Genomic DNA, 12,620 nt, shown 5'->3' on the forward strand with positions numbered 1-12,620 from the left:
CTCCGCAGAATCTTGGAAAAGACCAGTGAAAATGCCGATAAAGCGGTCTCAATCCGCAAAACAAAATCCCTGTCGCGGGGTGGAGCAGTCCGGTAGCTCGTCAGGCTCATAACCTGAAGGTCGCAGGTTCAAATCCTGCCCCCGCAACCAATAAAAAAACCGTAACTCCAATGAGTTACGGTCTTTTTGATTCTGCGCCGAAACTCCAGAAACACCGGTTCGGAATTTTCTCGGAAGTTTATGGGCGGTAAATTCTGCTATCTTCAGACAACGAGAAAATCGAGCGGGTAGCCTTTCGCGGGGGGTGATCTGTTCAACTGCGTCAGCCGATTTGGCCTTGTGACCGGCTCTCTGTGACCGCCAAACTGCGAGTTCTTTTATAGATTGAGGTGTGCATGTATCATGCTACCAGAAAGGCAATCTCAACATAACTAGAGGAAAGCGGGACGTGAAGATATGTCGCCTCAACATCAAGAACTTTCGCGGGGTGAAGTCTGCGACCATACTGCTTCCAAAGCACGCAGTGCTCATTGGCGACAATAATACCGGAAAGACAACGCTCCTTGAGGCTCTTGACCTCGTGCTGGGGCCTGACCGTCTGAACCGCCAGCCCCCTATTGATGAGCACGACTTCTTCCAGGGCAAGTACCTTGCCAAGGCCGCTGATGCAGATGGTGAAGCGGTAGAGAATGAGGGCACTGACGCGCAGCCGGACGCTGCCCAGCCGGAGGCAGCCGGTGTAGGTGACGCGGCCGAAGCGGCGGCGGCTCCTGATGGCGCAGACGCGCCGCGCATCGAGATCGAAGTGGCCATCGCTGACCTGACCGAGGAGCAGAAGGCCAGGTTCGGGGACTACACCGAGTTTTGGGATGCTGCGACAGACACCTTCTATGACGAGGCCAATCCGGCAGGCGTCGATGCGGCGCATGTCACCGAGGCACTCCGCGTCACCTTTCACGGCTGGTACGACCCGGAGGAGGACGACTTCGAGGGCAGGACCTACTTCACCCGAAGCCTCACGGAGAGCGACACCCCCGTCCCGTTCTCCAAGAAGGACAAGCAGGTGTGCGGCTTTCTTTATCTCCGCTCGCTTCGTACCGGCTCCCGCGCCCTGAGCCTGGAACGGGGCAGCTTGCTGGACATCATCCTGCGGCTGAAAGAGGTCAGGCCACAGATGTGGGAGGACACCATCACCACGCTCGCCAGTTATTCGGTCGCCAGCGACCCTGAGCTTGGCATCTCCGGCGTGCTGGAGAGCATCAACACCGCGCTGAAGAAGTACGTCCCGAAAGAGTGGGGGATCGAGCCTCACCTGAAGGTGTCCAACCTCACCCGAGAACACCTGCGGAAGGTCATCACCGCGTTCATCGCCACAGGCGAGGGGAGCCACGCGGCGCCGTTCTATCGACAGGGCACGGGTACCATCAACATGCTTGTGCTGGCCATGCTGTCCCAAATCGCCGAGGACAAGCAGAACGTCATCTTCGCGATGGAGGAGCCTGAGACGGCAATTCCGCCCTACGCCCAAAAGCGGATCGTTCATGAAATCCGCAAGTTGGCGTCGCAGACCATTTTCACCTCGCATTCGCCCTATGTTTTGGAAGAATTCGCGCTCGATGAGACTGTCGTGTTGGGGCGGGATGAGGAGGGCGTACTCGGCAAGCGGGCCATCACCTTGCCCGATAGCGTCAAGCCGAAACGCTATCGGCAGGAGTTCCGCACCCGTTTCTGCGAAGGGTTGCTCGCGCGCCGCATCCTCGTCGCCGAAGGGGCAACTGAGGCGGCGGCGTTTCCGGTGGTGTGCCGCCGGTTATCGGAGCTGAATCCCGATACCTATTCCTCGCTAGAGGCTCTTGGCATCTGCACGATCGACGCCGGCAGCCAGAACAGCATCCCCGACATGGCCAAGCTCTACCGTGAACTGGGTAAGCGCGTATTCGCCATCTGTGACAAGCAGGACGCGGAGAACCAAGCGCTTATCGAGGCCCAGGTCGATCTGTTGTTGATGCATGAGGAGAAGGGCTTTGAAGACCTCGTCCTGAAGAACACGACTGAGGAAGCCCTCAAGCGGTTCGCCAAGCTCGTCGACTGGCCGCCGCACCTCACGGCCAAGTACCCCGACGTGGAGGCGTCGGCCTCCGGCGCACTCAGGGACTACTTCGGCTGGACGAAGGCCAACTGGGGTATCGCAGACTTCCTCGCCCAATGCACCGAAGCCGAGATACCTGCCTGGCTTCGTGAAGCATGTATCGCCGTCAAGGGCACCTGTACGCCCGCTCCCGCCGCCGCCGAAGGCGGCGAAGCGCCGATCGAGCCGGGAGCCGGTGCGGATGCAGCTAACTGAGAAGCAGCTTGAGATCATGGCGACCGAGGGCCACCTCCTTGTCACGGGAGGGCCGGGCTCCGGCAAGACCACGGTTTCCATTCTCAAGGCCGCACAGATTGCCGAGCAGCATTTGCGGCCGGGGCAGAAGGTCTTGTTTCTCAGCTTCGCCCGGGCGACCGTCTCCCGCGTCGTCGAGGCTATCGAGTACGAGCAGCAAATTCCCCGGGAGCAGAAGCGGCGGATTGACGTCGAGACCTACCACTCCTTTTTTTGGCGTATCCTGAAGGCGCACGGTTATTTGATTGGCCTGCCGCGGCGGATTGATATTTTGACGCCACCGACCGAGGCGATTGCGCTCTCGGATATTCGCAACGGGTATGCCGCCGCGTCGAAGCTAACCGAGGCTGAGAAGGCCAAGAAGGCGACGGCGGAAGACGTAGAGCGCTTACGATTGGCCCGTGAGTGCGGCGGGATATGCTTCGACCTTTTTGCTCCGTATGTTGGAGACATCCTTCATGGCAGTGAGCGCATCTGCAAGCTGTTGGCCACGATGTACCCCGTCATCATTCTCGACGAGTTTCAGGATACCAACGCGGAGCAATGGCGCGTCGTCCAAGCGCTCGGAGAGTTCACCACGCTTATTGCGCTGGCCGACCCTGAACAGCGCATCTACGACTGGATTGGCGCTGATCCGGAGCGCCTCGACCACTTCAGGGCCGCGTTTGCGCCAGCCGAAGTGGACCTCAGCACCGACAACCATCGCAGTGCGGGCACTGACATCGGGGCCTTCGGCAATGATATCCTCAAGGGCAAGCTCCGCGAGGAGCCATATGTGGGTGTGCAAATCTACGTTTATCCACCCAATACCGATCAGGCGTTCTCCGGGCTTGTAACTACGACGTACAAGGCGCGAACGCGGCTTGTTAATGCTGGGATAAAGGACTGGTCTCTGGCTATCCTCGTGCCGACGAAGAAGATGACCCGTTTGGTATCGGACGCCTTCCGGTCGCCGCCGGGCGGGATGACCGAAATTCCGCATACGGCGGTTATCGAATTGGAGGCGGCTATCCTCGGTGCTGAGGTTATCGCTCTGCTCATGCAGCCGGATACCGATGGCCGTCACTTCGAGCAGTTCATCTCGCTGATGCGCAACTACTTCCAAGGGAAAGGCGGTGACACGCCGACCAAAGGCGCCCTGAAAGAGGCCGCCAACATCCAGAAGGCCTTTGAGGAATACCTTACCGGCCTCGCCACCGGCAAAGCGCTCCGAAAGAACAGCATCCTGGTCGCCATGCTCGCCGTGTATGGTCAATCGCAAGAACTCAAACTGACAGGTGATCCGGACAAGGACTGGCGAGCCATGCGACGCCTTTTGGAGGATGGGGTCTGTTCGAGACTGAAGGAGATGGCTCAAGAAGTGCGGAATATCCGCGTGCTGGAGCGGGGAACCCAACTCCGTCAAACGCTTTCTCAAGATTGGCGGGACAATGGGGCCTATCGCAACGCGCTGGCAATCATTAGGCAGGCGTTTGTCCAAGATCATTTTTCGTCCAACGCCAAACCCGAGACAGGTGTGGTTGTGATGAATATGCATAAGGCCAAGGGCAAGCAATTTGATGAAGTCATTATTTTCGAGGGCTGGCCGATTAAGCGTAAGGGCCAACCGCCGTTTAATGCAGATCGCATTGTGCGATTTAACTCGCGGGAAAATATTGATGATCAAGCACGCCAAAACCTCCGGGTAAGTGTGACGCGAGGAAAGCGGCACACGACTATTCTTACACCAAAAAGTGATCCCTGCGTTTTACTGCTGGCGGAATAGTATCCCTGGTTTGAGGATAGGTTTTCCGACCTTCGAACTTTTTGAGGCGTAAAGGTTACTACCTTGACGTTTCTTATAAGAGTCAGAGGCGGGCAGAGGTTCGGGTGAGCGGTCGATAGGGGAAGGAGAGGCCTTCGCCGCCGCTCTTTGGAGTTCCCGACCATGTTCCAAACGCAATCGCATCCCCATCCACATTCTCGGGCCGTTTCCCTGAACGACCTTGTCCTTTCCCCGCTGAACGTGCGCAAGACCCCGCCGAGCGCGGCGGAGCAGGAAGAACTGAAGGCGTCGCTGTTGGCGCACGGCCTGTTGGAAAACTTGGTGGTGCGCGCCGCCGATGACGGACGCTTCGAAGTACTCGCCGGCGGTCGGCGTTTGGCGGCGCTGCAAGCGCTTGCCGCCGAGGGACACATCCCCGCCGATTGCCCGGTGCGCTGCCTGATCCACGACGGCGATCCGGGTGAAGTCTCGCTGGCCGAAAACGTGGTGCGCCTGTCCATGCACGCCCTCGACCAGTTCGAAGCCTTCGCCGCTTTGGCCGATAAAGGGCAGAGCGTTGCCGAAATAGCCAGCCGGTTCGGCCATTCGGAAACACTGGTGCGTCAGCGATTACGCCTCGGCCGTGTCGCGCCGGAGATTCGTGAAGCCTATCGGGACGACGAGATCACCCTTGAGGCGCTGATGGCCTTCGCGGTGACCGAAGATCACGGCCAGCAGCTCTCGGTGTGGAACGAGGTCAAAGACGGTTATATCCATGCCAGTCACGTTAAACGCCTGTTGACCGATGAGAAAATCGCGGCGACCTCCAAACTGGTCCGTTTCGTTGGGCTTGAGGCCTATCAGGCCGCGGGCGGCGCCATCACCCGCGATTTGTTTGCCGAGGGCGACGCCGGGGTCTGGCTTGAGGATCGCGCCTTGATCGAGCGATTGGCGCAAGCGAAGTTGGACACCGCCGCCCGCGATCTGAAACAGGCCGAAGGATGGAAATGGGTGCAGGCTGCGGCCGATCTTCCCTGGGATTTGATCCAGAAATGCCAAACCGTCTACCCGCAAGCCCAAGAGCCGACGCCTGAACAAGCCGCCGAGCTTGAACGGCTGCAAAAGGGATTGGAAATCTATGAGGCCATCGACGCCGACGGCGGCCTCAGTCCCGAGGATGAAGAAAAGGTCGCGGAGCTCGAAGCGCGCTATGGCGAAATCGAAGACGCCCTGCGCGCCTACGCCGCCGAAGACTTGGCGCGGGCCGGGGCGTTTGTCTCCATCGACCACAATGGCGAGCTGTCCGTCCGCCGGGGGCTGGTCCGTCCCGAGGACCGGTCTGCCGAAACGGCCGCCGTGGGTGATGGGGCGGCTGGCGCGTCGGACTACAGCGCCAAACTGGCGGAGGATCTCGGCGCGTTCCGTTTGCAAATCGCTCAGGCGTATCTGGCGCGGGACTTCGACTGCGCGTTTGATCTGATGCTGTTCACCATGGCCCACAGCTTGCTGGATGTCGGGTATCTGTCCGGCAAGCCGCTCGATGCCAGCTATACGACGACGCTGCCTCATGGCTTTGCCGAACGCTTCGGGACCGAAGGCGTCCAATTGCCGCCGGACTTTGACCTCGCATGGCTCGACCTGCCGCCGGAGGAGGGGTTCGAAGCGATGTGCGCCTTGCCGCCCGAGGTCAAGCGCCGCCTGTTCGCCCATTGCGTGGCGCTGACCTTCGGGGCGGCCTGGGTAACGTTTCCGGCAATAATCTGCACGAGATGGTGGGGCGCAGGCTCGGCGTCGACGTCGCCGCGCACTGGCGGCCGACGGCGGAGAATTTCTTCAAGCGTCTTAAGAAAGACCGGGCCTTGGCGATTGCCGAGGAGGTCCTGGGCGAGACTTGGGCGCGTAACCATAAGGACGATAAGAAAGCGGTATTGGCAGAGACGCTCGAAGCGAATTTCGCGGGAAACCGTTCCCCCGGCGTTGCGGCGGAACAAGCTTCGTGGCCGCCAGCTGGCTGCCCGACGGCATGGCCTATCCGCGCGGCGAGACGCCGGACGCCGGTGAGCCTGCGCCCAGCGAACCCGCTCCCGACGATCTGCCGGAGGCGTTTCGCCTTCCGGCGGCGGAGTGAGACGTCGGCGCGAAGAGGTGGAGGCTGGAAAGGTCAGGGCGAGGCGGAACGGAAAAGTTCGCTTCGCCCTTTCCATTTTCACAAGGAGCAACGCGATGAAACTTATCACCAAAGACATCGAGCAAAAACTGTTGGCCAACGGCCGCAATCGCGGCCAGGACCATCCGCCGGTGGTCAAAATCTTCAATCCCATAGGCTCGGCGACGTGGCTTTTGTCGGAAATCGACCCCGAAGCGCCGGACATCGCGTTCGGCTTGGCGGACCTGGGGATGGGCTGTCCCGAACTGGGGTCGGTGTCCCTTTCCCAATTGCAGAACTTCCACAACAACCTGACCGGGTTGGGATTGGAACGCGACCTCTTTTTCGAGGCCAGCGCGCCCATGAGCGCTTATGTCGCCGCCGCCGCCAGGGCCGGGTACATCGTCGAACACCTTTCTTGAGCGGGGGCAATACCATGAGCAAAAAACTGCGTGACTTTGTCGTCACCCTTTACCCCGCGACGATGGAGCGGGGGTATTTCGTCACCCGGTTCGAATTCGGGCAGGACCTGCCGAGAAAGCGCGTTCAGGCCTCAAGCGCGGACGAGATCGTCGCCGAAGCCCGGTCCTTCGCCTCCGACCACGGCCAGCCTTGCCATGCGGGCATCCGCATCACGCAAGGCCGCAAACCCGCCGGGTTCGACGCCAAAACAAAATCGCTTTATTTCAACATGGATCTGCCGGAAGCCTCCTGAGGACAGACGGACGGTCCATCTCAAAACCGCCCCGGCTCGCGCCGTGGGCGGTTTTTCTTTTGAGAGTCAGAGGCCGGAAAAGGTTGGGGGAACGAGCCGGGAGCGAGCGGAGCCCTTGGCGCCAACCTTAAGGAGATTCCCGATCATGCCCGTACACGCCGCCACCCAAACATCGTCCGTTTCATCCCTGCCGCCGTCCGTTCTGGACGGCGATTTGTTTTCCCATGCTCCCGAGGTTCAAAGACCGAGCGCATATCAACAGCGCGCCGCCCGGTTGATCGCCGTGGCGGAAGATGTGCTGGCGGTATTGTGCCGGGGGGAGGCAGTGACGACCGCCATCTTGCGCGCCGCGATGGAGGCGATCTTCGACGGCAGCGACGCCCAAGGGCTGTGGGCGTGGAAGGATGCGTATGAGGCCCAGGAGCTGGCGAGCCTGCTGTTCGTGCGCAAATACCGTGATGCTCTAGCCCAGCGTGAACCGCTGGCCCGCCTTGCGACCCTGGAAAAACTCCAGTCCCTGTTGGCGACGCACACCCGGCGCTCGGATGTTTCCCAACGCTGGCAGCAGTTCTCGACGCCTTTGGCGTTGGGCTTCGTCCTGGCCGAGGCGCTCAAGATCGGGCCGGAAGATGTGGTGTTGGAGCCATCGGCCGGAACGGGCCTGTTGGCGGGGTTCGCCGAAGGCGCGCGCGCCCTTCGCCTTAATGAACTTGAGCCTGGACGTCGTAACGTGCTCAAGGTTCTGTTTCCCGATACTCCGGTTTCCGACCACAACGCCGAGTACATCGACGATCTGTTGCCGCGCGGCTTTCGACCTTCGGCGGTGATCATGAACCCGCCGTTCTCGACCTCGCCGACCATGGCCGGAACCTCCCCGGCGGTGGCCGGTCGGCATGTGTTCTCCGCGCTCAACCGTCTGGCCGAGGGTGGACGGTTGGCGGCGATCACCGGGCGCACCTTCGCGCCCGATAGCCCCAAATGGCGCGAAGCCTTCGTGCGGCTCCAGGGCATTGGTCGGGTGGTGTTTTCCGCGCCTCTGCCTGGGGGTATTTACGCCAAGCATGGAACCAGCTTCGAGACCCGTCTGACGGTGATCGACAGGCTTCCGGCGGAGGACCCGCGCGACTTTTCGGCCTACGTGCCCGATCTGGTCGGTTCTGCGGCGGATTTGCTCAAGCTGGTGCTGCGACAGGTTCCTGACCGATTGCCGGTGAACGGCCATAGCGCCGAAAGCGCTCCGGTTAAGGCTTTGGTCATCTCCTCCGCGCCTGCGCCTCAAGTCAAAAAACCTGAGCCTGTCACGATCACCGAAGGTTTGCCGTTAGCTTACCAAACGGTGGATTGGTCCGCCCCGGATGGCGAACTGCGCGAATGCCTTTATGAAGCTTATGCGCCGCAGTCCGTCGCCATCGAAGGGGCGGGCAATCACCCGACGCCGCTGGTGCAGTCGGCGGCCATGGCCTCGGTCGCGCCGCCCAAGCCGTCCTACGTGCCGACGCTGCCCAGGCGGTTGGTGGACGAGGGCGTTTTGTCCGACGCCCAGTTGGAAAGCATCGTCTACGCGGGCGAGGCCCATGAGCGTCTGTTGCCGGGCGAATGGGCGGTCAACCGCCATTACGACCTGGCCGGGGAAAGCGAGATTGAAGCCGATGGGGCCGACGACGATGGGGACGGCGGAGCCGTACGCTCGGTTCGCTTTCGCCAGGGCTGGTTTTTGGGCGACGGCACCGGCTGCGGCAAGGGCCGTCAGGTGGCGGGCATCATCCTGGACAACCGCCTGAAGGGCCGGACCCGTGCGGTGTGGGTGAGCAAGAACGACAAGCTGTTGGAAGACGCCCGGCGCGATTGGGCAGCGCTCGGCGGCGATCCGGCCCAGGTGGTGCCGTTGTCCAAGTTCAAGCAGGGCCAGTCCATCGACTTGGCCGACGGCATTTTGTTTCTGACCTATGGCACGCTGCGCTCCGGTGCAAGGCAAGGAAAAAAGTCGCGCCTCGACCAGATCGTCGAATGGCTCGGCCCCGACTTCGACGGTCCGTTGATGTTCGATGAATCCCATGCGCTGGCCAACGCCACCAGCGAGAAGGGCGAGCGCGGCGTTAAGGCCGCCAGCGCCCAAGGCCAAGCCGGGCTGCGCCTGCAACGCGCCGTGCCCAACGCCCGCGTCGTCTACGTCTCGGCCACCGGGGCGACCCATGTGTCCAACTTGGCCTATGCCGAACGGCTGGGGTTGTGGGGTGAAGAGACCGCGTTCGCCACCCGTGCGGCCTTCGTCCAGGCGATGGAGGCGGGCGGCGTCGCGGCGATGGAGGTGATCTCGCGCGATCTCAAGGCCATGGGGCTCTACATGGCCCGCTCGCTCAGCTACGACGGGGTCGAGGTGGACATCCTCGAACACGCCCTGACGCCTGAGCAGATCGAGATCTACGACAGCTTCGCCGAGGCCTATCACGTCATCCACCAGAACCTGCATGCCGCCTTGGATGCGCTGAACATCACCTCGGACGAGGGGACGCTGAACAAGAACGCCAAGTCCGCCGCGCTGTCGGCGTTCGAAGGCTCCAAGCAGCGGTTCTTCAACCACATGCTCACCGCGATGAAGTGCCCGTCGCTGATCAAGGCCATCGCGGCGGATACGGAGCGCGGCGACGCCGTGATCGTGCAACTGGTCTCCACCGGCGAGGCCTTGCTGGAACGTCGCCTAACTGAGGTTCCGAGCGCCGAATGGAACGATCTCACCGTCGATATCACGCCGCGCGAATACGTGCTGGACTACCTGGCCCATTCCTTCCCGACCCAGTTGTTCGAAATCTACACCGACGAAGACGGCAACGCCCGTTCGCGGCCCATGTTCGACGCCCAAGGCAATCCGGTGATCAACCGCGAGGCCGAGGCCCGGCGCGACAAGATGATCGAACATCTGGCGAGCCTTCCGGCGGTGCCCACCGCGCTCGATCAGCTCCTGCACCACTTTGGAAGCGATGCGGTGGCCGAGGTCACCGGGCGCAGCCTGCGCCTGGTGCGCAAAAACGGCGTGCTCAAGGTCGAGAAACGCCCGGCGTCGAGCAACCTGTCGGAAGCCAGGCTTACATGGACGATAAAAAGCGCATCTTGATCTTTTCAGATGCCGGGGGTACCGGTCGGTCCTATCACGCCGACCGGGACGTCAAGAATTCCCGCCGCCGGGTGCATTACCTGCTGGAGCCGGGCTGGCGGGCGGACAACGCCATCCAGGGGCTGGGACGGTCCAACCGCACCAACCAAGCCTGTGCGCCGCTGTTTCGTCCCGTCGCCACGGACGTGAAGGGCGAGAAGCGGTTTCTGTCCACCATCGCCCGGCGGCTGGACAGTCTGGGCGCCATCACCAAGGGCCAGCGCCAGACCGGCGGGCAGGGGATGTTTAGGGCCGAGGACAACCTGGAAAGTCCCTACGCCCGCGCCGCGTTGCGTCAGCTCTATATGAAGATCGTGCGCGGCGAAGTGCCGGAGTGTTCTCTCGAAACCTTCGAAGATCAAACCGGCCTGTCCCTGTTGGACGGCGACGGTCGGTGCGCGAAGAGCTGCCGCCCATGAGCCGGTTTCTGAATCGGGTGCTGGCCTTGACCATCGGGCGGCAAAACGCGCTGTTCGAGGCCTTCGAGACGGTGCTGGAGCAAATCCTGGAAGGCTTGCGCGCGTCGGGCGGCCTGGACGTCGGCGTCGAGACCTTGCAGGCCGACAGCTTCACCGTCACCGAGAGCCGGGACGTCTACACCCACACGCGGACCGGGGCGGAAACCCGGTGCTTGTCCATCGAGCGGCGCGACAAGGTGACGCCGTTATCCTTCGAAGACGCCGCCGCACAACATGGAGACAACACCCGGTTGCTGGTCAATGTCCGCTCAAACCGGGCGGCGCTGTGCAAACCGGCCCCCTCGCGCATGAGTGAAGCGGGCGCGGTGGAACGCTGCGTCCGCCTGCTCCGGCCCCTGGACAGTCACACCCTCACCGAAACCGAATTGGCCGCCTCGGCCTGGGAGGAGGCTGAGGGCAAAAGCTTCCAACACGCCTGGGAAACGGAACTGGCGAACCTGCCCGAGTACCGCACCTCGACCTTCTATTTGGTGACGGGCCTGTTGCTGCCGATCTGGGACCGCATGGATACCGGTGTTGGGGGCGGCTCCTTACGCATCTTCCGCCTGCAAGCCGACGACGGCCAGCGGTTGTTGGGCCGTGTCCTGCGCGAGAAGGATCTGCCCCGGTTCTATGCCGCCCTGGAGCTGGACGCGCCGGAACTCGCCATCGAGGCCGCATGGACGTCGGTTCTCGAAGACGGCGCGTCCTACGCCCTGGTCCAGGGGCTGCGTCTGCGCCGCTCCAGGATCATGGGCGAGAACCGGGTCGAGATCGAGGTGGGCAGCGGGCCGGGCATGTTCGATACGCTGATCCATCTCGGCTGCATGACCGAGATCATCCAGTACCGCCGCCGCGCCTTCATCCCCGTGTGCGCCCAGGGGCCGGACATCCTGGCCAAGGTCCTGGATCGTTTCCCGATGGTCGCGGGGTGAGCCATGCGCGCCTCCGAACTCTCGCGCCGCCTCGCCCGAAATGCCGAGGCGGTGTGCCGGCGTTACCTCTCCAACGGACGGCGGGCCGGGCGGTATTGGCAGGCCGGGGATATCCGCAACGCCAAAGGCAGAAGCCTGTTCGTGCGCCTCGCCCCGCCCGGCGTGCCCGGCAAATGGACCGACGCCGCCACTGGCGAACACGGCGATCTGTTGGACCTGATCCAACTGTCACAAGGCTTACCGGATATCGCCTCCGCCATGGCCGAGACGGAATGGTTCCTGGGCCAACCCGCCGCGTACCGCCCAGCCCCGTTGGCTGGCGAAGCATATCCAACCGACCGCACGGAGATCGCCCGCCGTTTGTTCGCTGAAGCGCGTCCGGTGGCGGGCACCTTGGGCGAAGCCTATCTGAAATCCCGTGGAATCGAACAAGCCGATTGGGGTGCCTCCTTACGGTTCCACCCCCGCGCCTGGTTCGATGAACACAACCACCGTCCGGCGTTGTTGGCGGCGTCGCGCGACAATGCCAGCAACCTCACCGGCGTTACGCGCTTCTTCTTCGACACCGAGGCGGGCCTGATCGAGCGGCGCGCGTTGGGGCGGCTGAACGGCCATGCCGTTCGCTTGCGCGGTCGGACCCAATCCTCCGGCGATGGCCACCTGATCGTCGGCGAGGGCCTGGAGTCCACCCTGTCGTTCGCGCTGCTGTATCCTGAATACGCCGCCGGATGCGATCTGGCCGCCACCATGAGCGCCGCCCACATGGCGGCCTTCATCATTCCGCAGAACGTGCGCTGCCTCACCATCGCAACTGATAACGGCCCGGCGGGCCGGAACGTCGCCGCCAAACTCCGCGCCCACGCTATGGCGCAGGGTGTGGCGGCGCAGATTGCGTTTCCCAGGTTGGGGGATTTCAATGACGACTGGATGGCGGCGAAGGGCAGCAGATAAAACAAACAGGCGTCTTTCCGGTAACGCACGTGGAATATGTTCGATCTGGCTTTCTGACAACAAATTGAGAGAGTGTGCACTGCAATGTGGCTCCATCAGCGGTTGCTCCCAAACCGAGAATCTCATACCGTAGTTCC

The 12,620-nt window shown here is 62.2% G+C and carries 6 protein-coding genes, 1 tRNA gene and 1 pseudogene; all 8 read left to right on the forward strand.

From position 1 onward, the window contains the following. Positions 1–73: 73 nt before the first annotated feature. The 8 genes and pseudogenes from JCM17844_RS13315 (at position 74) to JCM17844_RS13350 (ending at position 12,483) form a co-directional block, all read left to right on the forward strand. Positions 74–150, forward strand: a tRNA-Met gene (locus JCM17844_RS13315). 298 nt (positions 151–448) lie between these two features. Next, positions 449–2,344, forward strand: coding sequence for an ATP-dependent nuclease (locus JCM17844_RS13320; protein WP_150001395.1), 1,896 nt, complete (start codon positions 449–451; stop codon positions 2,342–2,344). Continuing rightward, positions 2,331–4,148 carry a UvrD-helicase domain-containing protein gene (locus JCM17844_RS13325; protein WP_150001396.1) on the forward strand — a complete coding sequence of 606 codons (1,818 nt, stop codon included), beginning with the start codon at positions 2,331–2,333 and terminating at the stop codon, positions 4,146–4,148. Before JCM17844_RS13320 ends, JCM17844_RS13325 begins: the two co-directional genes overlap by 14 nt. A 162-nt stretch (positions 4,149–4,310) precedes the next feature. Next, on the forward strand, positions 4,311–6,188 hold the full coding sequence (locus tag JCM17844_RS13330) for a ParB/RepB/Spo0J family partition protein (RefSeq protein ID WP_150001397.1): 1,878 nt from the start codon (positions 4,311–4,313) through the stop codon (positions 6,186–6,188). Positions 6,189–6,350: 162 nt separating this feature from the next. Beyond that, positions 6,351–6,695, forward strand: coding sequence for a DUF2958 domain-containing protein (locus JCM17844_RS13335; RefSeq protein ID WP_150001398.1), 345 nt, complete (start codon positions 6,351–6,353; stop codon positions 6,693–6,695). Positions 6,696–6,709: 14 nt separating this feature from the next. After that, positions 6,710–6,988 carry a hypothetical protein gene (locus JCM17844_RS13340; protein WP_150001399.1) on the forward strand — a complete coding sequence of 93 codons (279 nt, stop codon included), beginning with the start codon at positions 6,710–6,712 and terminating at the stop codon, positions 6,986–6,988. 145 nt (positions 6,989–7,133) lie between these two features. Next, positions 7,134–11,532 (forward strand): annotated as a pseudogene (locus tag JCM17844_RS13345) (strawberry notch-like NTP hydrolase domain-containing protein). Between the two features lie 3 nt (positions 11,533–11,535). After that, positions 11,536–12,483, forward strand: coding sequence for a DUF7146 domain-containing protein (locus tag JCM17844_RS13350; protein WP_150001400.1), 948 nt, complete (start codon positions 11,536–11,538; stop codon positions 12,481–12,483). The last annotated feature ends 137 nt before the right edge of the window (positions 12,484–12,620 follow it).

This window comes from Iodidimonas gelatinilytica (genome assembly GCF_008579125.1).
In the GTDB taxonomy this organism is placed as follows: domain Bacteria; phylum Pseudomonadota; class Alphaproteobacteria; order Sphingomonadales; family Rhodothalassiaceae; genus Iodidimonas; species Iodidimonas muriae.